This window comes from Streptosporangium sp. G11 (assembly GCF_051192615.1).
In the GTDB taxonomy this organism is placed as follows: domain Bacteria; phylum Actinomycetota; class Actinomycetes; order Streptosporangiales; family Streptosporangiaceae; genus Streptosporangium.
In genome coordinates this window covers 258,249-282,521 of sequence record NZ_JBPJUQ010000004.1, presented here as the reverse complement: position 1 = coordinate 282,521, position 24,273 = coordinate 258,249, and the positions used below count along the sequence as shown (strand labels likewise).

The following is a 24,273-nucleotide window of genomic DNA, read 5'->3' as shown; positions in this document are numbered from 1 at the left end:
CGTGTGCCGCCGGTGCGGCCGGTGGCGGTCGTGCCCGATCTTGTCGCCCCGGGCTTCGTCGGCCCGAGCCTCGTGACCCGGGTCTCGTTGGTCCGAGCCCGCCGACCCAAGCCCAGGCGACCCGGGCGTCGTGGTGGCGAGTTGCCGCGGCGGGTAATCCGAGGCCGTCCTGCGAACGTCATACCGGCGTTACCCGCAGCTAATGAGGGCGTCATCGATCCCGAGTTGGCTGTATGTACAAGCAGTCCGATAAAATCGGTCAGTCCGATTACGTGATTTCTGAGGATTGATCGCCATAAAGGCGACAGGAGGTGCGGCATGACGACGACGTCCGAGCTGCAGACCGTGCTGACCGTTCCGGCGCGTTTCCGTGGTCCCGAGGGCTCCGCGAACGGCGGCTGGATCGCGGGTACGGTCTCCGAGGCGTTGCACGGTGCCCGGCACGACTCGGCCGTCGAGGTCACGCTCCACGCACCCACCCCGCTGGACACCGAGCTGTCCCTGGGCCACCTCGCCAACACCGCGACCCTCACCCACGGAGACAAGCTCCTCGTCGAGGCCATCACGGTCGCCGAGGAGCTCGACGTCCCGGACTTCGTGCCCTTCAACGAGGCCGCGAAGGCCGAGGGCGGCTTCGCCGGTCTCGTCGGGCACGCCTTCCCCGGCTGCTTCGCGTGCGGCCTGCGCGATCCCGGCGACGGCCTGCGGATCTTCCCCGGCCCGGTGCCCGGCACCGACCTGGTCGCCGCGGGCTGGCGGGTCCCGATGACCATCACCGACGCGGACGGCACCGTCCCCGACGCGATCGTCTGGGCCGCCCTCGACTGCCCCACCGGCTGGGCGCACTTCGGGCCCGGCGAGTTCGCCCTGCTCGGCCGCCTGACGGCGCGGATCCACCGCCGGGTCTACCCCGGTGGCACCTACTCCGTCGTCGCCCGCGCCACCGGCCGCGAGGGCCGCAAGCTCTTCGGCGAGAGCGCCATCTACGAGGTAGACGGCACCCTGGTCGCCGCCGCCAAGGCCACCTGGATCACTCCCGCCCAGTCCGGCTGACCCGCGCCCGACCCGGCCGGCTCCCACCGGCGCCGGTGGGAGCCGGGTGCCCGTCTCCCAGGTCCGTACGGGTTCCGCGGTGTTTCGTACGGCCCGCACGGCGATGACGCCGGCGCCGAGCGGCGCGGGTCTCGCCGCCGGGGGCTCAGCGGGAGAGGTGCTCGGCGACCAGCGAGGCGCAGCGGTCCTCGAAGAGGATCGTGTAGTGGTTGCAGTCGTCGAGCAGCTCGTCCTCCAGCGCGGGCAGCCGCCTGGTCCACGCGGCGGCCAGCTCATCGGGCATCAGGCCGACCGGCTGGTTCAGCAGTCCTCGCGGGGCACGCAGCAGCGACAGGGGCGAGGTGATCGCGCGCAGCGCGGCGCCGACCGTCTCGCCCTCGGTGAGCATCCACCGGCCGTCCTCGCGGACCGGTTCGCGCCGCACCCGCGAGCGCACCGCCCCCTCGGGCCCCGACGCGTCGTAGCGGACGTACTCCTCCACCTCCTTCGTCCACGCCTCGGCGAAGGCGGGGTGCGCCCTGAAGAAGTCCACGTACGCGCCGACGCTCGGGAAGGTCTGGTCCAGCCGGGCGAGGGCCGGTCCGAGCGTGGCCTCCATGACCGCGTCGGGATCGGCGCCGGGAGGCATCGGCATCGGGAGCCCGCCGTCGATCAGCACCACCCTGGCGTAGTCGTGTCCCGCGGCGGCGAGGGCCGTGACGTAGGCGCCCATCGAGTGACCGGTGAGCACGATGGCGGACTCCGCGCCCACGGACCGGGCGACGAGGTTCACGTCCTCGGCGTGCCTGGCCAGGCCGTACGGGCCGGGGAGCCCGGCGCTGTGGCCGCGGCCCCGCAGGTCCATCGCGACCAGCGACCACTCGGCGGGGAGCCTGCGGGCGACGCCGGCCCAGGCCATGAGCGAGGCGGTGATGCCGTGCACCGCCACGATCACGCGGGGCCCGGCGCCGAACCTGGCGACGCGCAGCGCGCCGCCGGGGACCTCGACATCACTCAGGACGGGGTTCATCGGTTCTCCTTGAACATGGAGCCCGGCCTTCGGTTCCGGCGGGGCTGATGCCAAGGTGACGGGTGCTCGCGTCCGAGGTCAATGTCCACGGCCGACATGAAGCGCGGCGGTGTCGTATGCCCCTCAGGCCCTGACCGCCTTGTGCCTATATAAGCCCATAATTGCCGTATGAGGATTACCGTCATCGAGCACGAGGCCGACGCGGGGCTCGGGTTCCTCGCCGGATGGCTGGCCGGGGCCGGGGCCGTCTGCGAGGTCGTCCGGCCCTACCTGGGCGAGGCCGTGCCCGGACGGATCTCCGGAGGACTGATCGTCCTCGGCGGCGAGGCCGCGGCCTGGGAGGACGAGCGGTGCCCCTGGCTGCCGGCCACCCGCGACCTGATCCGTGTCTGTGTCGAGGAGGGCGTGCCGACCCTGGGGATCTGCCTCGGGGCACAGCTCATGGCGCTCGCCTGCGGCGGCGCCGTCGGGCGCGGGGAGCACGGGCTGGAGGTCGGCGTGACCGAGGTCGTCCCGCTGCCCGCGGCCGAAGCGGATCCGCTGTTCGCCGGCCTGGGGCCCTCCCCCGCCGTGCAATATCACCGCGACGCGATCACCGAGCTTCCCCCGGGCGCGGTGCCGCTGGCCACCGGGGACCCGTACCCCAACCAGGCCTACCGGCTGGGGGAGAACGCCTGGGCGGTGCAGTTCCACCCCGAGGCCACCCCGGAGATCTTCGTCGGCTGGACGGCGGGATCGACCGACGGCCTGACCGACCTGGGCCACTCGGTCGAGGAGCTCAACGCGCGGGCGAAAGAGGCCAGGGACGGCCTGGTCGCCGCGTGGAAGCCCCTCGCCGAGCGTTTCGCCGCCGTCGTCATCGCCGTCCAAACCGCGTGACCGCGCGATTACGTTCCGAATCCGCTAACGACGTCGCACGGTTTCGGGATTAACCTGTGCGGCGACGCTCCGAACGTCTGGGATGCGAACCAGGGTGGGGATCCGGAGGCATGTCGCGCCGATTCCCCCTGGCCGCAGGGGAAACCGAGACCCATGCGACCGTGGGGGGCGTGCACCTTTGATCGCTCGGGGTAGGGATTGAGGAAGGGCACCCGTGCTTGTGATCGAAGACCATGGAGGGTCGGTGGAAACCGTGCCCCGGATGCAGACGACCGCCGGACGCCTGGCGAGGCTGGGCTTCGCCGACGGCGCCAGGGCCGAGCGGCTGCTCGACGAGCTGGGGCCCGAGGCCGTCGGTGACATCGACCTGCTGACCTCGCTGGTCGCCGCGGCCGATCCCGACCTGGCGCTCACCTCGCTGAACCGGCTGGCCGAGCAGGATCCCAGCGTCCTTGGAGCGCTCCGGTCCGACCCCGGCCTGCGTGAGCGGCTGCTCGGCGTCTTCGGCGTCAGCGCCGCGCTCGGCGACCACGTCGTCAGGCACCCGGACCACTGGCGCGCGCTCGGCGGGGTGCCGGCCGAGGAGCGCCCGTCCAAGGAGGAGCTCCGCTCGGAGCTGCTGCTCGCGGTCGGCGCCGAGCCGGACGACTCCGAGCCGAGGTCCGCCGACGCCTCCACCGCCACCCTGTCGGCGCTGCGCGCCGCCTACCGGGGGCGCCTGCTCCACCTCGCCGCGCGCGACGTCACCGGTGTCGCCTCGCTGTCCGCGGTGACCGCCGAGCTGTCCGACCTGGCCGCCGCCGCTCTGGAGGCGGGACTCGCCATCGCCAGGTCCGAGTACCCCGAGGCGGGGTCGGTGCGGCTGGCCGTCATCGGCATGGGCAAGTGCGGGGCGCGCGAGCTCAACTACATCAGCGACGTCGACGTCATCTTCGTGGCCGAGCCGCGCGAGGCGGCCGACGGCTCCCTCGACGAGCACGAGGCCATCAAACTCGCCACCCGGCTGGCCCAGGGCATGATGCGCGCCTGCTCGACCAGCACCCCGGAGGGCGCGCTGTGGGAGGTCGACGCGGCGCTGCGTCCCGAGGGCAAGGCCGGGCCGCTGGTCCGCACCCTCGCCAGTCACCTCGCCTACTACCGGCGCTGGGCCAAGACCTGGGAGTTCCAGGCCCTGCTGAAGGCCAGGCCGGTCGCGGGCGACGCCGAGCTCGGCCAGCAGTACGTCGCCGCGATGAACGAGATGGTCTGGCAGGCCGCCACCCGCGACAAGTTCGTCGAGGACGTCCAGGCCATGCGCCGCCGGGTGGAGGCCCACGTCCGCGGCGGCGAGGCCGACCGCCAGCTGAAGCTCGGGCCCGGCGGGCTGCGCGACATCGAGTTCGCGGTGCAGCTGCTCCAGCTCGTCCACGGCCGCCTGGACCCGCTGCTGCGCCGCCGCGCCACGCTCCCCGCGCTCGGCGCCCTCTCCCGCGGAGGCTACGTGGGCAGGGACGACGCCAAGGCCCTCGCCGAGGCGTACACCTTCCTGCGCCAGGTCGAGCACCTGATCCAGCTGCACCGGCTCCGCCGCACGCACGTGGTGCCCGAGGGCAACGCCGACCTGCGCCGCCTCGGCCGGAGCCTGGGCATGACCGCCGACCCGGTGGGGGAGTTCACCACCCGGTGGCGGCGGCACGCCATGGAGGCCAGGCGCCTGCACGAGAAGCTGTTCTACCGGCCGCTGCTGCAGGCCGTGGCCCGGCTGCCAGAGTCGGAGGACCGGCTCTCCACGTCCGCGGCCAAGGCCCGCCTGGGGGCCCTCGGCTACACCGACCCGAGCGGCGCGCTGCGCCACATCAGCGCGCTGACCACGGGGGTCTCCCGCCGCGCCGCGATCCAGCGGACCCTGCTGCCCGTCATGCTCGGCTGGTTCGCCGACGCCCCCGACCCCGACGCCGGTCTGCTCGGCTTCCGCCAGGTCTCCGACAAGCTCGGCTCCACCCCCTGGTACCTGCGGCTGCTCCGCGACGAGACCGCCGTGGCGTCGCGCCTGGCCAGGATGCTCGGTACCAGCCGTTACGTGACGGGACTGCTGATGAACGCCCCCGAGGCGGTCGCGATGTTCGGCTCGGACTCGGAACTGGCCCCCAGGCCCGTCGAGGCGGTGCTGTCCGAGGCGCGGACCATGGTCGCCCGCCACCCCGGGGACGCCGAGGGCGCGGTGGCCGCGGTCCGGGCACTGCGCCGCAGGGAGCTGCTCCGCACGGCCGTCGCCGACCTCTCCGGCATCATCGGCATCGAGGAGGTCGGGCAGACGCTGTCCGGGCTCAACGACGTGACGATCCAGGCCGCGCTCGACGCCGCCATCGACAAGGTCGAGATGGAGCGCCGCACCCCGCTGGGCACGAGGTTCGCGGTGATCGCGATGGGTCGCCTGGGCGGGATCGAGTCCTCGTACGGCAGCGACGCCGACGTGATGTTCGTGCACTCGCCGCTGGAGGGCGTGCCGGAGCGCGAGGCCACCGAGACGGCGTACGAGGTGGCCAACGAGCTGCGCCGCCTGCTGGCCCTGCCCGCCCCCGACCCGCCGCTGCTCATCGACCCCGGCCTGCGCCCCGAGGGCAAGGCGGGCCCGCTGGTCCGTACCCTGGCCTCCTACGCCGCCTACTACGAGCGGTGGTCGTCGCCGTGGGAGTCGCAGGCGCTGCTGCGCGCCCGCTTCTCCGCGGGGGACGCCGAGCTCGGCGTCGGGCTGCTGCACCTGGCCGACCCGCTGCGCTACCCGGAGAGGGGCATCTCCGACGCGGCCGTGCTGGAGATCCGCAAGCTCAAGGCCCGGATGGAGGCCGAACGCCTCCCGCGCGGAACCGACCCCGCCCTGCACACCAAGCTCGGCCCCGGAGGGCTGTCCGACGTGGAATGGGTGGCCCAGCTGATCCAGCTCCGCCACGCGGGGACGCGGCCGTCGCTGCGTACCACCCGCACGCTGGAGGCGCTGAGCGCGGCGGCCGCGGAGGGCCTGCTGTCGGAGGCCGACGAGGCCGTGCTCGCCGAGGCCTGGCGGTTCGCCTCGCGTATCCGTGACGCCATCGTCGCGGTCAGGAACCGCGCCTCCGACGCGATCCCGGTGGACGCCCGCGAGCGCACGCTCATCGCCCGCGCCCTCGGTTACCCGCCCGACGGTACGGAGGACTTCGTGGACGACTACCGCCGTGTCACCCGCCGCGCCCGGCGGGTGGTGGAGCGCGTCTTCTACGAGGACTGATCCGCCCGGTTCCCGGAAGGACCGGCCGGTCCGCCGTCCAGGACGGCCGGTTCCTTTCCGGAGGAAGCCTCTTTCGGGGGAGGGGTCCTTCCGGGGAGGGTCCTTTTTCGTCCGCGTGTCTCCCGGGTCACGAAAACCAACCTGTTTTGGGTGATCGCGTTGCGCCGCCGGGGGCGGGCGTGTATCAACGGTCCGGGTGATCCTTTTGATATCCGTTTACATTGACCTGGCCATCGGCCTGATCCTGGCCTTCCTGCTCCTGTCGCTCCTGGTGAGCGGGCTCAACGAGGCCTTCGTCCGGCTGCTCGGGATCCGCAGCAAGTTCCTGTGGGCCTACCTCAGGGACACCCTGGACGGTTCCGAGGACGGCAGGTCGTGGATCCCGTCGAAGATAGCCGACGTCTTCGCGAAGCTGCCCTTCTCCAAGGACGATCCGCGCCCGGCGCACAGTCCCGACCCCGCGCCCTCGGTGGTCGAGCCGATGCGGGTCGACTCCGCCACGGTCCTGGCCGCCGAGCAGGCCGCGGAGAGGGTCGCGCAGGAGATCGCCGAGGGGATCGCCCCGGAGAGCGCCGTCGAGGACATCGGGGTCACCGGGGACAGCGGGGTCGCCGAGGAGACCGGTCCCGGTGGGGCGGGCACCGGCTCCCTCGACTCTTCCGGCTCTTCCGATGGCTCTTCCGGCTCGCCGGCGGACGGCGGCCCCGCCGGGAGGCCCGCGCCGCAGATCGACATGACCGCGCGGCTGTACGAGCGGCTCCAGGAGATCGACCACCCCAAGGGCGCCCGTACCAGCATCGCCAACATCCCGCCCGAGCGGTTCTCCGGTGCGGTGATGGAGCTGGTCGCCGCCGAGGAGGGCGGGATCGAGGGTCTGCTCGGCAAGCTGGAGGCCATCAACAGCCCCCTCGCGGGCCATCTCAAGGGCGTCTGGGAGGGCGCCCAGCGGGACCTGCCGAGGTTCCGCAAGGGCGTCGAGGACTGGTTCAACGGGGAGATGCAGCGTCTGTCCACGCTCTACGCCCGCTACGTGAAGTGGGTGGTCTTCGCGCTGGGCGTGGTGCTGACGCTGGCGTTCAGCATGGACGCGCTGGAGTACGGCAAGACCCTGCTGCGCGACAACGCCTATCGCGCGGGGGTGAGCGCCATCGCGGGAGGCGGCGGCGAAGGATACGCCGCGCTCAAGGACAAGTGCGCCGGTACCGAGATCGGCCTCGCCGAGCCGTACCAGTGCGTGACCGAATCCCTCAGCTCCCCGGCGCTGGTCAAGATCTTCGACCACGCGATCGTGAGCGTCACGATCCCGCCCGACGGCTCCGCCGATCCGTCCTTCCACTGGAACGGCGGAGCCTGGTGGGACCGGCTCATCACTCCCGGACACTGGCCCGGCTACCTGCTCACCATGGTCGCGCTGCTGTTCGGCGCCTCGTTCTGGTGGGACGTCCTGCGCCGCCTCACCGGCGTCCGGGGCGACCGCTCCTAGCGGAGCTGCCCCAGAAGCAGGTCCACCTGGGGCAGCGGGTCCGGCCCGAACGGGCGGACCACGACCGTGTGGGCACCCGCCTCCCACAGCGACCTGATCTGGTCGGCGGCCTCCTCGGGAGAGCCCACCGCCATCACGACCTCCTCCGGGGCGACCTTCAGGAACCCGGCGGAGCCCTCGGCCAGGCCGGTGACCACCGTGGCGTCGTCGCCGAGATAGAGGTTGACGAAGACCACCATCTCGTGATCACCCTCTCCGGTCAGCTTCAGGGCCTCCTCGATCTGCCGGGGACCGACTCCCTCCGGCAGGATCGTGCCCTGCGCCACCCGCCCCGACAGCTCCAGAGAGCGGGGCCGCACCACCCCGGCCAGCAGCGGCGGCACGACGACGGGGGGATGCACCAGGCTCACCCCGTCGAGCTGTACGGCCCTGCCCTGGAGGGTGACCGTCTCGCCGCGCAGCAGCCCTCCCACCGCCGTGATCGTCTCCTCCAGCAGCGCCAGCGGCGAGGGCGCGAGGGCGCCCACCTGGCGCATCCAGTCCTGGACGCCGTGCCCGATGCCGGCCGCGAGCCTGCCCGGGTGCAGCCTGGCCAGGTTGCCCAGCTCCATGGCCAGCAGGGCCGGGTTGCGCAGAGGCGCCGGGGTGATCCCGATGCCCACCCGGAGGCGCTCGGTGACGGCGAGCGCGGTGGCCGCCGACGAGATGGCCCCGGTCCAGCCGAGATCCTCCACCACCCAGACGTCGTCCACCTCGGCCGCGTCCAGATGGCGGCAGAAGGGGATGAGGGACTCGGGGGGAAGGTCACGATCGAACATGACGCCCAGGCGCATATCTCTCCTACGTGTAGCGGAAGTATCCGGCGAGGTCGTCCAGGGCGGTGACGCGGTCGATCCGCACCTCGGTCCCGGTTCGCAGCGCGTTGATCATCCTGCCCCGGCCGACGTAGACGCCGACGTGGTGGGTCCTGACTTTACGCTTGCCGACCTTGCCGTAGAAAACAAGATCTCCCGGCTTGGCCACGGCGGCGGGGATCTTCTTGAGCCGCTTGACGTGGTCGTCGGTGTTGCCCGGCCCCAGCACGTCGCGCCCGTAGGCGAGGTGGTAGACCCAGCGGGCGAAACCGGAGCAGTCGAGGCCGAGGGTCCTGGTGGCGGGGCAGGGCTTGATCGCCCCCCGGTAGCCCTGGCAGGTGCCGAGGGAGGGGCCAGGGTCCTCGTCGTGGCCCCCGCCCCAGGAGTAGGGGATCTCCCCGCCCCGCCAGCCGGGCTGGTGCTGCCCGGCCTCGATCGCGTACGCGATGGCGGTGATCCGGTTGAGGGTGACGGGCCGGGTCGGTACCGAGGCGGAGGCGTTCAGGAGCAGGAACGTTCCCAGGAGAACCAGCGCCGCGGCCTGCTTGCGGCGCCGGTGAGGATCATGGCGCCAGAAAGGGCCGTGACCGCCGGGAGGACTCGGAAACCCGGGCAGGCTTGGGGAACCGTGACGTCCGAGGGAGCCTTGACGCGTGGGGAACCGGTCGCGTCCGAGGGGGTCGGGACGCCGCTCCCCGGCTTGGGGAGGCCTGAGCTCCGCCTCTTCGTCCCGGAGCGCCTCTGTCACGTCACCTCGCCTGGTCGGTCCATGTGAGTCATGACCAGTCTGCCCAACAAGCCGGTGATGCGCGTCGCACGTGGGTTTGTCACCTATTACGCGGACTCGGTGGCAGTCGTCGGTCTTGGCGTTGGAGCGGCCTCGGGAGTTCGAGGAGAGGATCAGGTCGTCACGACCGGGGCGAGCGGGTAGCGATCATCACGGCATGCGATGACATATGACGACATGCGGCGACCCGCGTGCGGGGCACGCGGGTCGCGGTGGTGCCGGGTTCGGGACCGGGGCGCGTCGGGGAGACGCCGCCCGCCCGTGCCTAGCGGCTGATCGTCAGTTGCCGTCCTCGCCGTCGTCACCGTCGTCGTCCCCCCCGGGACCGGTCGTGTTGACGACGTCGGGGCCGTCGTCACTATCGTCGTCACCGCCGCCCCCGCAACCACCGGTCAGTCCGACGAGCACCGCCATCGCCGCGGCGGCCAGCGCCGCTTTCCGCGTGGTCTGAGCAAGCATGCGCAACCTCCAGGTGGTTCCTCGCCCGGACGCGTCGGCGCCCGGCTCCACCTTCTCTGTCCCGTCCAGAGGCGATATAACGACGGACCGTATGTCATGTTGGCCGCACCTCGTCACGTAGCGGGTGCCGGGCTCCGTGGGAATCACCGTCCGCCGCCGTGTGACGCGGGTTTCGGCATGGCCGTGGCGTACGCCGGCCGGTAGCGTTTGAGCTCCTCATCGTCGATGAGGGTCGGGGGCGCGCCGCGAACGCCACGAACCGGCTCCTCGCAGTGGTGGTGAATGACGTCGCGGCCCCGATCCGCTCGCTCGGCCCCGGGCAGTGCCGCCCGCAGTACGAGCACGTCATCCGAAGAGATTACGCGCCGTTGTGAGCCGGACGGTTTGGAGACCGAAGTGAACGACCTGGCAGGAGCCCGGCAGGCGGGTCCGCGCGGTGGCGTCCGCTGGAGAACGTCCGCGATCGTGCTCGCCGCGTTCCTGGCCGTCTGCCTGGTCGTCGCGGGACTCGCGTGGAAGCGTGAGCACGACAGGGCGTCGGCTCAGGAGCGTGTCGCACTGGCCCATGGGCTCGCGCTGCACGCCGCGGACCTGCGCGACGCCGCCCCCGGCACGGCCCGGATCCTCGGCATAGCCGCAGTCAAGATCCACTCTGACGGGCAGACCCGGGCTGGACTGATCGACACGCTGGTCGCGGATCGCGGCGGGGAGCTCACGCCGGACGCCTCCAGAGAGGTGGCGCTGAGCGGCGACGGGCGGATCGCTCTGACCGGTGACGGTTACGGTGACGAGGTGAGCGTGTGGGACCTCACGACCTGGCTCGACCCCAAGCTCGTCATGAAATCCGATCGGGTCGCCGCGTTGAAGGTTCACAAGGAGGGCGTGAACGCGGTGGCGCTGTCCTTCGACGGACGGACCGCGCTGACCGGCGACAACGCCGGCGCCGCGATCGCGTGGGATCTCACCGACCCGGCCAAGCCGATCCGGGTGGCCACATTGGCAGGCGAGAAGAACAGCGACAGCGTGTGGGTGCGGGCGCTGGCACTGTCGCGCGACGGCCGTACGGCGGTGATCGGCGACGATGCCGGTGACGTGGCCGTGTGGAATCTGAAGGACAAATCTCGTCCAGCGCGCCTGTCGGTGACGAGAGCGCACGCCTCCTTCATTCGCGACCTCGGACTCAGCGCGGACGGCGGGATCGCCGTCACCGTGGACCATGATGGGGCGGCGACGGTCTGGGACCTCGCCGACCCCTCGCGTCCGGTCAAGTCGGACGACCTGACCCCCTCCGCGAAGTCCGCGGCGGTGATGAGCACGGACGGGCACGTCGTTCTCGCCGGGAACACGCCTCGGGCCGAGGCCAGGAGCGGGCATCAGATCGAGGTCTGGAACCTCGACGACCGGTCGCGTCCGGCCCTCACGACCATGTTCGAGGTGCCCCTCGGTTACGTGGAGGACATGGCCTTGACCCCTGACAGGAAGACCGCCCTGCTCGCCGGGTCGAGCGATTCCGCCCTCCTGTGGGACCTCTCCGACCCGTCCAGGCCGGCCCGGCTGGCCGCGTTGAAGGGGTACGGGCGGGAGATCGAGTCCGTGGCTCTCGGCGCCGACGGCGGCGTCGCCCTGGCGGCCGGCCCCGGCGGGGTCTCCCTGTGGGACCTCGGGAACCTGGCCGAGGTCGTCGCCGACCCGGAGGGGGCGGCCTGCCACGGTCACACCAACTCGCAGCTCAGCAAGGCGGAGTGGGCCCGCTACACGGGCGGCGCGGACTGGTCGGACTATGCCGTGGAGGGCATGGACGTCCTTGTCGTCTGCTTCATGAACCCGGACCCCACATGACGCCCTCGCCGGGGAGTGTGCGGTAGCGGTCTAACTCCCGAGCTCCAGGAAGAGGGCAGATGGCGCGTGCACGAAGCAGGTTGAGCGCGGGCATCGTGGTCCTCAACTGCGAAGGCCTCATCAGGTGGTGCGAGGCCGATCAGAGGGTGACCACGAGCGTTCGTGGAGCTCAGGACTACGACTTCCGAGTCGCCGTCAGCGCGATGACGCCGATCGAGGCTCAGGACGTCCGCGTGAAAAGTGATCGCCTCAAATGACATCTGTCTCGGCTGAAGGTCGAACCGGTGGCCGAGGGCATCTCTGTGTGCGGGCGCTCAAGCTTCTGCGCTGCCGGTGTGAAGCGTAAGGCCGCCACCGTTCGCGGGCCGGAACCCCAGTTCATGGAGTCCGGGAGCGTCGATCGTGGTGACCATGCGCAAGGCACCGGCCTCGGCTACCTCGCAGACCGCGAGACGTACCAGCGCATCGCGTACCTCCGATGGAACGCCGGGCTGGATGTGCACCAGATTGAGATGGGCGATGGTGTGTTGCTCGTCCTCCCAGGATGCGACCGCATGACCGACAAAAGGTCTCCCGCGGGCGTTGTCGACGCGGGCCTGAAGCCAGCAGGCAAGCTTTGCCTCGACGATCAGCTGCCTAGGAATGGCGACATCCATCCCCGCCTTGGCCAACCAGGAGCCGACCTTGGACGCAGGCGGGGAACCCGATGCCGACGGCGATCCCAGCACGGAACAGGCTCTCTCCCGGCCGTCCCTCTGCGGCGGCGAGGAGGAAGAGGAGGAAGGGGCGACGCGATCGCCGAGGGGAACCGAACTGATGAAGAACCCGGCGGGGCAGACGTCGGGAGCGTCGTGGGTGTCCAACACGACGTACCCGTCTCGGATCATCCGGCGGCTTCGACGAACGAGCCCGGTCAGAAGTTCCTCCCCTACGCGATATGCGACGTCTGCAGCCCATTCATCCGCCGAAGTCACCGGCAGGCCGGTCCACGAACTCTCCGGCGCCGTCGGAAACTCGACCTTGATGGCGTACGTGTTCGGATCTCGCCGCCAGCGGAAGATCACCAACATGCCGTCGGACTCCGCCAGGACATCGACGCCGGAGTACCCCTCCGTCACAGCGCCCGCACGCAACAAGCGCGCCCTGACCGCTGTGAGGACCTCTTGCCGGGACCACCCGATCGCCATATGCCCAGCCTCTCACACCCTTCCCCAATCGGATCGTGACTTACCGCTGAAGATCGCGGGGGTCTTCCCGTCTAGGGGGAACGGTTCGCTGGTGTTGGCCATCCACCGGATTGTGCGATGAACCCCAAAGGGGCAATTTTTCCAGGTCACGGTAAGGGTATGGTCGCGTTTAGGAAGCGGGTTTCGAGCTGGGGGATTCTTTCCGCCACGCCGGAAAGGCGACGACGCCGTCGTGAGCACGCCTTTTTGCAGGAGTGGTACAGGCGGTTGAGCATCCGGTCGTAGGTGGTGCGCAAGGCGCTGGAGTGCCGGTCACCGTCGGCCCTGCGCCCGGGGCCTGAACTCTCGAAGAGGCGAAGGCCCGCACGCAGCCAATACTTCGCGGTGGGCTCGGCCGACGGCTCAACATCCGATCAGCGGTTCGTGGCCCCAGCGGACCGCAGGCCCGCGCTCTGCGCAAGGGATCGAAAGGCCCCGATAGACAAAGCGGTCTCTCCTACGGCCGGCTCACGCCACGATCGTGCCGAATCGCATGGAGCAGGTCCCGTCATATGGCGGGGCGTCACGGAGCGGGATGCCTTGCGCGGCGAGCACGTCGCGCAAGGCATCCCGCGATGGGACGAATAATCCACATGACACTCGACGGCGGCGCGGTCGGCCAGGATCACCGTGAGCCGTCCGGCGTCGTCGAGTCGGATCGACGCGAAGGTTAGGCCCTCGGTGACGTCGGCCCGCTGTGTCGCCGCCACGTTGTACGGCAGGCGAATGGGGCCGACCACCTGAGGATCATCTTCGTTGCGATTGTCGATCCGCATGTGAAGTCCTCGAAGCTATGGCATCGGCAGGACAGGCCTTCCGAACTCGGCATCCATCCACCAAGGACAGCGCGTGAGTCCATCGCAATACGCGGTGAGAACTCCAAGAGTGCCCTGGTATTTGTTTGGTTCGGTGTTGAATTCGACGATTGTTCTTGCGTCTTGTGTGTCTTCCACATGGCATTCCTTCCACCAGAGGAAGCCATCACAGTCATGCTCATAGGCCGTCGCCATATAGTGGTAGCGCGTTGGCCTTTCTGGGTCACGGGCAATTCCTCGATGCGGATGTTTCGTCATCTGATGCGCGGACAGGGAGGTCAGGTTGTGCTTGTTCACGATCTTGATGTGACCGAACCCCTTTTCCCCGGTTGGTGTCGATACCCAGTAGCCCTGGCGGTAGTTGATCTTCTTGTTGTCCTTGCTCTGCCAAGAAGTCAGCAGGTTGAACGAACCTGGGGGCTCCGCAGCAGCGGCCGCCTTGACCGTGACGTTGTTCTCGGCCACGGTGGCCGACCGCCACGTGGACCACGCACCGGCGACACCGCCCGTTGTGGCGCGAGCTCGCCAGTGCACCTGCTTTCCGGTGACCTTGCCGGACGGGATCTGCAGGTGCGCGACCTTGTCCGCCGCCACATCGTTCACAACGCCAGACCACAGGAGCGGGGAGTCGTCCTTGGCTGCGGTCCTGACCTCGACGGTCACGCTGGATGTCCGGCGCAGTTTTTCATCGAGCTGGACCATCAAGGTGCGCCCGTCTGGACGGGCCCAGGCGCGTTTGACGGTGGGAGCGGCGGCCTTCGCGCCAGCCCTGCCGGCCCCCTGAGCGCTTGCCCAGTACTCGCCGAAGGTCCATTCGTAAGGCGTCATCGTATTGCCGGCCGCGTCTTCGGCCTCGGACACCGTGACGAACATGAAGGAGTCCATCCACGGCTCGGACGGCGTGAACGTCAGCACGGTACGTGCCGCGTTCATGCTCACCGAGCCCGGCACCTCCTCCTCGAACTGTATGTCGTAGACGTCTATCTGTGTTTCGGTCACCGGCTCGCTGAACGTCACCGTGACGGGTGAGTTCGCCGGCACTCCGGTCGCCCCTTCGGGCGGATTGACCGTCACGACAGTGGGTGGAGTCGTGTCACCGGACGTGGGCGACGGGGTGGGGGAGCTCCCCGAACCGTCGGCGAGGGTCACCTTGAGAACGGGGGGATGGGCTCCCTCCGACGCCTCGAACCCGCGGTCGTACATCGCAGCTGTGGCCGACTCGTCCGCGGCCCGCAGAAGCACGCCGTGATTGGGCTGCCCCGACGCCCACGCCTGGGCGATGTCGGTCAGCTGCCATGACCAAAGCGCCGGTTCGGCGGGACATGCGCCGGTTTCGGTGGCGCTGCTCTCTCCGGCAGCCGTCGCGGCAGGTTGACCATCCCATTCGAGCGTCGCGGCATTCCAAGTACTGGTGACACGCTGCGCCTTGATCGACCCGCCGCACCCATATGAGGCCTTGTTCCACAGCTCGAGCCGCGCGTTTGTGATGGTCTTGCCCGCGAGTCCGGCCGTGTCGAACTTCAGGTACGTTCGCTCGATGGTCGAGAAATCCTCGGCGTCGTATTTACCCGCCCACAATGTCGGGCCGTTAGGCCCAGACGAGCCCAAATCGTCGATCCAGGTGTCCACCTGTAGCGGCAACGTGACGGTCTCGCCCGGGGTGGGCGTGGGCGTGGGGGTGGGGGACGTCGGCTCCGCGGGCTCCCCGTACTGAAGTTCGTCGTACTTCGGTGACGCCTCCCAGTCACCTGTCAGCGGCCACTCGGTCGCCGCCTCGGCCAGCACCGGCTCCCGTGTCACCTGACCGGTCTGTGCGAGCTCGGAGAGGTCTTCCTCACGCATGCCCGGCACATTCAGCAAGGAATGGAATTCGTAGGGCGTGCCGTCGAGGGGGACCGATGGCCCGCCCTGATATGTCGTGAACTCGACGTGCTCCGGTCCCGGGTGGGTGAACTGGATGAAGAGCACCGGCCCGATGCCGCCACTCTCCGCGGATCGATACATCCGCCAGTTGGTCGCGTCCGACTCGTTGGCCGCACGCAGCTGGAAACCGTAGTCGTCAGCGCCGTCGGCCCAGGCCTGGACGATGTTCTCGACGGAGTAGTAGAGCTCGGCCTCGGCGCAGTCCGGCTCGCCGGCGGCACTGCGTTCCACGATCGCCCCGGTCGTGGTGGTCGAGGGCTGATTCGACATGGTCAAGGTGCTTGGAACCCAGGAACTCGTGATGCGGCGCACCTGAATACCCGACCCGACCGAGGAGCCGCACGCGTTGGACTTGTAGTTCCACAGGCGCAGGTCCGCGTTCTGGATTGTCGCACCACGCAGCGGGAGTCCCGCGTTGAAGCGGATGTAGGACCGGGCGGTCTTCGAGCCGCTGCCGAACTTACCCGCGTGCAGCCACGTGCTCGTGGCCGACGAGTTCGGATAGTCCGAACTGATCATGGTGTCCACCTGGAGGCCGGCGCCCACCCAGTCGGACACGCTGAGCGTCACGGGGTAGCTGACCTCGGTATCGGTGAGGAACTTCTGATCCGGCCGTAAGACCAGGGTGCTGCCGGCGCCGGTCTCCCGGACCTCCACGGGAACCGCTGAGGTCGAACCGGCATCCGGCGAGTCGAGGGACTCGGCGTCCCCCAGTCGCAGCGGCACGGCCGTGGCGAGGGTCTGACCGTTGGAGGCGACCAGGTCAAGCCTGCCGCCGGCGCCCTTCCGGTACTTCTGCCCCTGGGGGAGCTCGACCGGGATGGAAATCTCCAGGGCCGCGCTCGGCCTCTCCCGCAACACCACGGTTTGGGTGAAGCCGGTAGGCGTCGCGGCGACCACGAGATCCCCACCGGGAACCGCGTTCCGATAGGTCGCCTGATTGCCGCTGATCACCGGGCGCGGGAGGGGGCGCGACCAGCCGACCGTACGGGAGGCCGCGCCATCGTCGAAGACGACGAGCGGTCCGGGCCCGCCGGCCGAGAGTGTGGTCTCGTACTTGGCGACCTTCGGCTTCAGCCGGCCGTTCTCGGCGACAAGATCGGTGTCGATCGATACATAATCCTGCCCTCTCTTGACGCGAACGGGGCCGGTGTACATCTCCACCGCGAATGAGCCGTCCGGCATCGCGTACAACGTGGAATCCTCACGTCGTGCGGATACCACCTCCAGTTGCGACCCATTTTTCTTGGCGGCCGCCACGGTGGCCCGCAGGTCACTCAGCACTCCGCTCGGTTTGGGTTCGGCGGTAACCGTGTCAACGTCGACCAGCGACAGCGTGGCCGCGAGGACGAATGCGGTCGCCATCGCGAGCCTTCCCCGCCCGCGAAACAGAGAGGTATAACTCACGTGGCTGAACCTCCGGTTGGAATAAACGAAACGAGCACCATGCCTGTAAAACCCTTCTTGTCGATGGGGGCGAGGGATTTTGGTTATGGCGGAGGCGGCCGGTATTGGCGGTGTCGGCCGCAGGTGATCGTCGCGAATTCGGTGCGTGGATGAACCCCGTTCATCCGAGGCGCCGGTCGCTCCTGGCACTCCTGTTGACCGGACCGAACGGGGGTCTCAGCGGACAGTGTGGTGAAAAACGCCGTGGCGTGCGCCTCGAGAAGTCGGGCGGATCGCATCTCCATACATGCGTATGGGGGCGCGCCGGCTGATCGTGTCTTGTCCATCGAGTGGTGTGGACCCGCAGAATGCGGTGTAGAGGTGCCTCCGGAGTGCGTGACATGCTCATCTTCGAATGGCTGATCGCAGATGGCGCAGTAACTAGCGCGGCGCGAAGGTGCATCTGGGCAGACGTGCCCATCGCTAGTCGTGATGTGTCTACACAATCCTTTCCGACCCGTATTTGCAAACACGGTCATCATTGCATGATAGACGGATTCGGTATAGATCCTTTGCTGTAAGGAATGGGATCCGCTCCGTAGTGGCCGACGGTTTCGGCGGCGGCCCCACGATCAGAGGAATCGAAGGTATTCCACGATATCGGTATAAGACCGCGAAGATCGATCAATCTATTCTGACCGAAATTCCACGCACCGATCTGTCTCTTTTCGATGGTTTCGCAGCCTGATCACCCTGATGCGGGTGCCCATCGCCACGCGCCACCGGTGGCGTCACCCCGGCGGCGGTCCGGAGGGTCACAAGGTCGGCCGTTGCCTGCCCGAAGACGTCGTGGCCTGGACGCGGAGGCCGCCGCGACCGTCTGGGACCGCCGGCACAAGATGGTGAGACGGCCCGACGGCACCACCGAGAAGGCCCGCGGCTCCGGCTTCGTGCCGTCCGGGAGGAGCGCATGCGAAAAGGCCGCCGGCCGTGCCCTCGGCGGAGGGACGGCCAACGGCCTTTCGCGTGATGCCCGAGTGCCCTGGGGGCGCCCCGACGGGTCAACCGTCAGGGTTTTTCGCAGGTCGGAACCTCAGCGGCTCAGACGTCGTAGTAGAGCTCGAACTCGTGGGGGTGCGGGCGCAGGCGGATCGGGTCGATCTCGTTCTCGCGCTTGTAGGAGATCCAGGTCTCGATCAGGTCCGGCGTGAACACGCCGCCCTCCAGCAGGTACTCGTGGTCGGCCTCCAGGGCCGCGAGCACGTCCGACAGCGAGCCCGGGACCTGCGGGATGTTGCGGGCCTCCTCCGGAGGAAGCTCGTAGAGGTCCTTGTCGACCGGCTCGACCGGCTCGATCTTGTTGCGGATGCCGTCGATGCCCGCCATGAGCTGGGCGGCGAAGGCGAAGTACGGGTTGCAGGAGGGGTCGGGGACCCGGAACTCGATGCGCTTGGCCTTCGGGTTGGAGCCCGTGATCGGGATGCGGATGCACGCCGAGCGGTTGCGCTGGGAGTAAACCAGGTTGACCGGGGCCTCGTAGCCGGGCACCAGGCGGTGGTAGGAGTTGACCGTCGGGTTGGTGAAGGCCAGCAGCGACGGGGCGTGCTTGAGCAGGCCGCCGATGTAGTAGCGGGCGGTGTCGGACAGGCCCGCGTAGCCGACCTCGTCGTAGAAGAGCGGCTCGCCGTCCTTCCAGAGCGACTGGTGGCAGTGCATGCCGGAGCCGTTGTCACCGAAGATCGGCTTGGGCATGAAGGTGACCGTGTGGCCGTGCTCCAGAGCCGTGCTCTTGACGATGTACTTGTACAGCATCAGGGTGTCGGCGGCCTTGAGCAGCGTGTTGAACCGGAAGTCGATCTCCGCCTGACCGGCCGTGCCCACCTCGTGGTGCTGCATCTCGACGTCGATCCCGGCGTCGATGAGCTTGCGGACCATCTCCGAGCGCAGGTCGGTGAAGTGGTCCATCGGCGGGACCGGGAAGTAGCCGCCCTTGAAGCGCGGCTTGTACCCGAGGTTGCCGCCGTCCTGGGCCTTGCCGCTGTTCCAGGCGCCCTCGATCGAGTCGATGTGGTAGTAGCTCGAATGGGCGTTGGTCTCGAACCGCACGTCGTCGAAGATGTAGAACTCGGCCTCGGGGCCGAAGTAGACGGTGTCGGCAATGCCGGTGCCCTTGAGATACTCCTCCGCCTTGCGGGCGACGTTGCGCGGGTCGCGGCTGTAGGCCTCGCCCGTCAGCGGGTCGTGCACGAAGAAGTTGATGTTGAGCGTCTTGTGCTGCCTGAACGGGTCGAGCACGGCCGTGGAGGGGTCGGGCAGCAGCAGCATGTCCGACTCGTGGATGGCCTGGAAACCGCGGATCGATGAGCCGTCGAACATCAGGCCGTCGGTGAAGACGCCGGCACCGAAGTTCTCCGAGGGGAACGTGAAGTGGTGCGTCGTCCCCGGCAGGTCGGTGAACCTGACGTCAACGAACTGCACCCCTTCGTCCTTGATGAACTTCAGGACGTCGTCGGCGGAGTTGAACACGCGAACCTCCCATGGGACGGGCTAACAGACCGAAAGTATGCCTGTGCCGTTACCGCCCCGTGTCTCGTTTGTTTCACCCGTGTTAAGCGAAAGTCGCCTCCACGCTAGTCCTCATGGCCACCTCGGGAGGGTATGGCGGGTCTTTCCTTTGCCGGAGTTTCACGTGTCCGACTTCAGCAGGCTGCAGCCCTTGGACGTGCTTTCGTCGAGCGAGTAGGGGTCCACGGCCGGGGCGGTGGCGGTCACCGTCCTGTCGGGCGCCGAGTCCGGATAGAAGGGGTGTACGAAGGCGTCGTCGGTGTCGCACCGTGCCGGGGCGACGCCTCCGCCGTTCCAGCTGTTGACCCAGAAGCGCAGCCGGTCGCCCTCCCGCCACACGTCCAGCGTGCCGATGTTCTGCGCGACGAGCCTCGTCAGGGTGTCCGGCCGGCCCGGCCGCCGGATCGCGTACACGAACAGGTAGTTGACCTTGACCCTGACGCCCCGGAGGCCGTTCTCCTTGAAGGTCGACAGCCGGGTTCTGCCGTGGATCTTGAAGGTCTTGCCGACGATCTCGGCGCTCTTCGGGGCCAGGCTCGTCACCCACCTCCGGCTGTCGTACCCGGCCTTCCTGGCGGGGTGCTTGAGCCCCTTGACGAACGGGGCGCGCTGCTCGGGATCCAGCAGCCGGATCAGCTTTTCCGGCCTGCCGCCCATCAGTACCTTCCTGTCCAGGTGTGAGGCCACGAGGAGCTTCCTCGCGTGCCGCAGGGCGGCGGACACGTCCTTGCGGCTCAGCCTGCCCACAGCCCTGGGAGGCGGCATGACCAGCCCCTTGGCGCCGTCGGCGTACCCCTGGGCGGGCGAGCCGTAGAAGGGGGAGACCTTCACCGGCTCCGCGCGTGCCGTCTCGGGGACCTCGGCGGTCTCGGCGGCCTCTCCGGTCGCCGGGCCGGGGAGCCGTTCGGAGACGGCGGCGCGGACCTGGTCGACGACATCCGGCCGGTAGACGACGAGCACCCCGGCCGCCGCCACCAGGACCGCCACGGCGATCGCCGCGTTCCGCAGCCTCCGGCGCCGCCGGAGGCGGGGCTGCCGCGCCCACTCCTGCGTGGCGATCTTGCTCATCCGCCTGCGTTCCCGCTCGTCGATCTGAGCCGTGAGCGCCTTGAAGCGCTCGTCGATGTCGTCGTTGTCGGCCACGGGGGTTCTCCGGGGATGTTCTTGAGGGATGCCGACACACATGATCCACGTCTTTTGTCCGGTACGGGTAGTGGGTCCGGGCGGATGCGGGGGCGGCGGTCTGGGCGGCTACCGTTGGAGCATGAGCAGCAAGCAGCCGCGTTGGACCCAGACCTGGCTCGGCGGCGTCAGGTCCGCCGGAGTCGATCTCGGCTATCCGGGGGAGCGGCTCGGGCTGCCCAGGGAGGGCAGCGGCTCGGTGGCCGGGTTCGGCCGCAGGATCGGCGCCATCACGGTCGACTGGCTGATCTGCACCTGGGCCATCACCCAGGGGCTCCTGCGGATCGACGCCGCCGCGGCGCCCTGGGTGCCGGTCCTGGTCCTCGCCGCCGAATACCTCCTGCTGGTGGGCACCATGGGGATGACCTTCGGGATGCGCCTGTTCGGCGTCCGGGTCGCCGCGCTCGACGGCGGCGTCCCCCGGTTCTTCCCCGTGCTGGTGAGGACCTTCCTGCTCTGCCTGGCCGTGCCCGCCCTCGTCTGGGACCGCGACCAGCGCGGCCTGCACGACCGCGCGGCGAACACCGTGGTCGTACGTCTCTGAGCCGGGCCCGCACCCGGTTTCCCGCCAGCGCTCGCCCCGTGCCCGTGATCGCGCCCGCACTACCCTCGTCCGTGCCCGCGCTCGCCCCGGCGCCCGGTTCTGCGCTCGCCCCGGCGCCCGTTTTCGTGCCCGCTTTCGGGCTCGTGCCGAACTTCACGGTCCGGGCCCGTGCCGGCGCCGGTTCCTTTTCCGCCCGGTGGCCGTCATACCGTGGGCGGCCGCGCCGGGCGGGACGCCGTACGGGAGGGACGAGGTTGTGACCAGGGACGAGACAGGCCAGGAGCGGGTGGAGGACGGCGAGGTCCTGGCCGCGGCGCTGGCGGGTGACGAACCGGCGTTCGGCGCGCTCGCGGAGAGGTACCGGCGGGAGCTGCGGGTGCACTGCTACCGGATGCTCGGCTCGTTCGAGGAGTCGGAGGACATGGTGCAGGAGACGTTCCTGCGCGCCTGGCGCAGGCGGGAGAGCTTCCAGGGACGCTCGACGTTCAGGGCCTGGCTGTACCGGATCGCGACCAACGCGTGCCTGGACCTCCTCGACCGCCACCCGCGCCGCCCGCGCCCGCGCGAGGCGCCGGTACTGGCCACTCCCGGCGTGCCGTCGCCGTCGTCGACCGAGATCTTCTGGCTGCGCCCCTACCCGGACCGGCTCCTGGAGCCGGCCGCGCCCGCGGCCGCCGAGCCGGACGCCGCCGTGGTCGCCAAGGAGACGATCGAGCTGGCGTTCATGGCCGCCATCCAGCACCTGCCTCCCCGGCAGCGGGTGGTGCTGATCCTGCGCGACGTACTCGGCTGGTCGGCGCAGGAGGCCGCCGCGCTGCTGGAGGTGAGCGTCGTCTCGGTGAAGAGCACCCTGCAGCGGGCGCGGTCGACGATGAGGGAGCACCTGCCCGCGCGACGGCTGGAATGGGCGCCGTCCTCGGATCCGACCGGTGAGGAACGCGCGGTGCTGCAGCGCTACATCGACGCCGTCGAGCAGGCCGACCCCGCCGTCCTGGCCGGGGTGCTGCGCGCGGACGCGTGGCAGTCGATGCCGCCGGCGCCGATCTGGATCCTGGGAGGGCCGGCGATCGTCGACGCCTGGCGCCCGGCCATGATCGGCCCCGAGGCGTGGGGCGACTGGCGTGTCCTGCCCACCCGCGCCAACCGGCAGCCCGCGGCGGCGGCGTACGTCAGGCGTCCCGGCGAGTCCGAGTACCACGGCTCGTGGCTCGGCGTCCTGCGGGTCGAGGACGGGCTGGTCACCCAGATCACGACCTTCGGCGCCGAGATCTTCCCGGCCTTCGGCCTTCCCCGGACGCTGTGACGGGCGCCGGTGAGAACCCGGCGCCCTCGCTTCCCGGGCGGTTCGGGCCGTCGTTCGGCGTGCGGAGGGTCGTCGTCGAGCCCGGCGCCTCGCGCGTTTACGACGGAGCCGAGTGGCGGGGGGCGATCGTCCTGCTGGAGCGCGGGCGGATCGAGCTGGTCTGCTCCGACGGCGATCGCCGGGCCTTCCGGCGCGGCGACGTGCTGTGGCTGGACGGGCTGCCGGTGCGAGCCCTGCGCAATCCGGGCCGGGAGCCCGCCGTCCTGCTCGCGATCTCCCGGCGGATCGCGCGGTCCTGATCTTTCGGCGGCCCGTGCGGTCCTTCCTGGTCCTCCTGACGGGCGGTGCGGTCCTGGTCTGCCGGTGGATCGCGCGGAGCTGATCTCCCGGTCCGGTGACCCGGACGGTGCCGGATCCCCGACCGATTCCTTTCGCGGCGTCTCGCCGTCATACAGGTCACACGCCTCTCATCGCGAAGGGAAAGATCATGAACGATATGCAGAAGCGGGTCCAGGAGGCGGCCGACAGGCTCGTGGAGTCCGGCGCCGAGCGGGGCCTGCAGGTCGCCGCGTACCGGCACGGCGAGCCGGTGGTCGACGTCGTCGCGGGCGTCGCGGACCCGGCCACCGGGCGCCTCGTCACGCCGGACACCCCGTTCTGGAGCGCCTCGACCGGCAAGGGCGTCACCTCGACCGTGGCGCACGTGCTCGTGGAGCGGGGACTCTTCGGCTACGACACGCCGATCGTCGAGCTGTGGCCGGAGTTCGGCGCCCACGGCAAGGAGCGCGCGACCGTGCGGCACGCCCTGACCCACTCGACGGGCGTGCCCGGCGTACCGGTGGACACCACGCCGGAGGACCTGTGCGACTGGGAGGGGATGTGCGCGGCGATCGCCGGGGCCAAGCCCTGGTGGGAGCCCGGCACCAGGAGCGGCTACCACCCCCAGTCGTTCGGCTACGTCATCGGCGAGATCGTTCGCCGGGCCACCGGCACGCCGATCTCCCGGGTCCTGCGGGAGGAGGTCGCCGGACCGCTGGGCGTGGCGGACGAGCTGTTCTTCGGCGTCCCCGAATCCGAGCTGGGCAGGCTGGCCCGCCTGGAGAACGCGCCGAGCGATTTCGAGATGTCTCCGGAGATGTTCGCGGACATCCCGTTCTTCAAGGTCGTGGACGGCTACACGGCGGCGCCGATGGCGGCGATGCCCGACGCCGGCTTCGGCAACCGCGCCGACGTGCTGACCTCCGACATCCCGGCGGGCGGCACCATGTCCGCCCGCGCCGTGGCCCGCATGTACGCCGCCCTGCTGGGCGAGATGGACGGCGTCCGGCTCGTCTCGCCGGAACGGCTCCGCGAGATCACCGCGGTGGAGTTCACCGGCATGGACGAGATCACCGCCTTCCCGGCCACCAGGTCCCTCGGCTACGCCCTCGGTGCCACCGAGCTCCTCGACAGCCCCACCCTGTTCGGCATGGCGGGCAGCGGCGGATCGGCCGCGTACGCCGACACGGCCACCGGGATCGCGATCGCAGTGACCAAGAACCTCGTCTCCGGCGGGGATTTCACCACCTTCGAGGCCCTCGGCGGGCTCGTCGTGAATGTCGGCGGCGACCACTAGGGCACCGCGTGCCGCACGGCGGATCCACCGTGCGGCACGTTCGGCGTGAGAGCCTCTACCGGCCCGCGCCCGGCGTGAACGGCCCTCACCGGTTCGTACGCCCGGCG

At 69.7% G+C, this 24,273-nt stretch carries 17 protein-coding genes; 9 read left to right on the top strand and 8 right to left on the bottom strand.

Annotation, left to right across the window (positions count from 1 at the left end):
- Positions 1 to 318: 318 nt before the first annotated feature.
- The gene (locus tag ACSDR0_RS06560) at positions 319 to 1,053 is read left to right on the top strand and encodes a PaaI family thioesterase (RefSeq protein ID WP_435287820.1); all 735 of its coding nucleotides are present in this window, start codon (positions 319 to 321) and stop codon (positions 1,051 to 1,053) included.
- Between the two features lie 145 nt (positions 1,054 to 1,198).
- Here ACSDR0_RS06560 and ACSDR0_RS06555 read toward each other — a convergent pair whose 3' ends face one another.
- On the bottom strand, positions 1,199 to 2,062 hold the full coding sequence (locus tag ACSDR0_RS06555; RefSeq protein WP_435287819.1) for an alpha/beta hydrolase: 864 nt from the start codon (positions 2,060 to 2,062) through the stop codon (positions 1,199 to 1,201).
- Positions 2,063 to 2,230: 168 nt separating this feature from the next.
- Here ACSDR0_RS06555 and ACSDR0_RS06550 point away from each other — a divergent pair, with 168 nt between their 5' ends.
- The 3 genes from ACSDR0_RS06550 to ACSDR0_RS06540 all read left to right on the top strand — a co-directional run bounded on the left by ACSDR0_RS06550 (position 2,231) and on the right by ACSDR0_RS06540 (position 7,668).
- On the top strand, positions 2,231 to 2,941 hold the full coding sequence (locus ACSDR0_RS06550) for a type 1 glutamine amidotransferase (RefSeq protein ID WP_435287818.1): 711 nt from the start codon (positions 2,231 to 2,233) through the stop codon (positions 2,939 to 2,941).
- Positions 2,942 to 3,203: 262 nt separating this feature from the next.
- Positions 3,204 to 6,185, top strand: a complete 2,982-nt coding sequence (locus tag ACSDR0_RS06545; protein WP_435287878.1) for a bifunctional [glutamine synthetase] adenylyltransferase/[glutamine synthetase]-adenylyl-L-tyrosine phosphorylase — start codon at positions 3,204 to 3,206, stop codon at positions 6,183 to 6,185.
- A 196-nt stretch (positions 6,186 to 6,381) separates the two neighbouring features.
- On the top strand, positions 6,382 to 7,668 hold the full coding sequence (locus ACSDR0_RS06540; RefSeq protein ID WP_435287817.1) for a hypothetical protein: 1,287 nt from the start codon (positions 6,382 to 6,384) through the stop codon (positions 7,666 to 7,668).
- On the opposite strand, the gene ACSDR0_RS06535 is transcribed toward ACSDR0_RS06540, so the two are convergent.
- The 3 genes from ACSDR0_RS06535 to ACSDR0_RS06525 all read right to left on the bottom strand — a co-directional run bounded on the left by ACSDR0_RS06535 (position 7,665) and on the right by ACSDR0_RS06525 (position 9,768).
- Positions 7,665 to 8,501 (bottom strand): LLM class flavin-dependent oxidoreductase, encoded by an 837-nt coding sequence (locus ACSDR0_RS06535; protein WP_435287816.1) that lies wholly within the window; start codon positions 8,499 to 8,501, stop codon positions 7,665 to 7,667. The two genes, ACSDR0_RS06540 and ACSDR0_RS06535, sit on opposite strands and share 4 nt — an antisense overlap.
- 7 nt (positions 8,502 to 8,508) lie before the next feature.
- Positions 8,509 to 9,270: a C40 family peptidase gene (locus ACSDR0_RS06530; protein ID WP_435287815.1), complete on the bottom strand. Its 762-nt coding sequence runs from the start codon at positions 9,268 to 9,270 to the stop codon at positions 8,509 to 8,511.
- 318 nt (positions 9,271 to 9,588) lie between these two features.
- Positions 9,589 to 9,768 carry a DNA primase gene (locus ACSDR0_RS06525; RefSeq protein ID WP_435287814.1) on the bottom strand — a complete coding sequence of 60 codons (180 nt, stop codon included), beginning with the start codon at positions 9,766 to 9,768 and terminating at the stop codon, positions 9,589 to 9,591.
- 396 nt (positions 9,769 to 10,164) lie between these two features.
- Here ACSDR0_RS06525 and ACSDR0_RS06520 point away from each other — a divergent pair, with 396 nt between their 5' ends.
- Entirely contained in the window at positions 10,165 to 11,607 is a 1,443-nt protein-coding gene (locus ACSDR0_RS06520) for a WD40 repeat domain-containing protein (protein WP_435287813.1), read from the top strand.
- 314 nt (positions 11,608 to 11,921) lie between these two features.
- Here ACSDR0_RS06520 and ACSDR0_RS06515 read toward each other — a convergent pair whose 3' ends face one another.
- The 4 genes from ACSDR0_RS06515 to ACSDR0_RS06500 all read right to left on the bottom strand — a co-directional run bounded on the left by ACSDR0_RS06515 (position 11,922) and on the right by ACSDR0_RS06500 (position 20,665).
- On the bottom strand, positions 11,922 to 12,677 hold the full coding sequence (locus ACSDR0_RS06515) for a hypothetical protein (RefSeq protein WP_435287812.1): 756 nt from the start codon (positions 12,675 to 12,677) through the stop codon (positions 11,922 to 11,924).
- Between the two features lie 947 nt (positions 12,678 to 13,624).
- Positions 13,625 to 16,936, bottom strand: a complete 3,312-nt coding sequence (locus ACSDR0_RS06510; protein ID WP_435287811.1) for a DNRLRE domain-containing protein — start codon at positions 16,934 to 16,936, stop codon at positions 13,625 to 13,627.
- A 1,122-nt stretch (positions 16,937 to 18,058) separates the two neighbouring features.
- On the bottom strand, positions 18,059 to 19,483 hold the full coding sequence (gene glnA / locus ACSDR0_RS06505) for a type I glutamate--ammonia ligase (RefSeq protein WP_435287810.1): 1,425 nt from the start codon (positions 19,481 to 19,483) through the stop codon (positions 18,059 to 18,061).
- A 159-nt stretch (positions 19,484 to 19,642) separates the two neighbouring features.
- Complete coding sequence (locus ACSDR0_RS06500) at positions 19,643 to 20,665, bottom strand: hypothetical protein (RefSeq protein WP_435287809.1); 1,023 nt, start codon at positions 20,663 to 20,665, stop codon at positions 19,643 to 19,645.
- Positions 20,666 to 20,786: 121 nt separating this feature from the next.
- Here ACSDR0_RS06500 and ACSDR0_RS06495 point away from each other — a divergent pair, with 121 nt between their 5' ends.
- The 4 genes from ACSDR0_RS06495 to ACSDR0_RS06480 all read left to right on the top strand — a co-directional run bounded on the left by ACSDR0_RS06495 (position 20,787) and on the right by ACSDR0_RS06480 (position 24,166).
- Positions 20,787 to 21,248 (top strand): RDD family protein, encoded by a 462-nt coding sequence (locus ACSDR0_RS06495; RefSeq protein ID WP_435287808.1) that lies wholly within the window; start codon positions 20,787 to 20,789, stop codon positions 21,246 to 21,248.
- Positions 21,249 to 21,504: 256 nt separating this feature from the next.
- On the top strand, positions 21,505 to 22,551 hold the full coding sequence (locus ACSDR0_RS06490; RefSeq protein WP_435287807.1) for an RNA polymerase subunit sigma-70: 1,047 nt from the start codon (positions 21,505 to 21,507) through the stop codon (positions 22,549 to 22,551).
- Entirely contained in the window at positions 22,548 to 22,850 is a 303-nt protein-coding gene (locus ACSDR0_RS06485) for a hypothetical protein (RefSeq protein ID WP_435287806.1), read from the top strand. The genes ACSDR0_RS06490 and ACSDR0_RS06485 overlap by 4 nt, the downstream gene beginning before the upstream one ends.
- A 188-nt stretch (positions 22,851 to 23,038) precedes the next feature.
- Complete coding sequence (locus tag ACSDR0_RS06480; protein ID WP_435287805.1) at positions 23,039 to 24,166, top strand: serine hydrolase domain-containing protein; 1,128 nt, start codon at positions 23,039 to 23,041, stop codon at positions 24,164 to 24,166.
- The last annotated feature ends 107 nt before the right edge of the window (positions 24,167 to 24,273 follow it).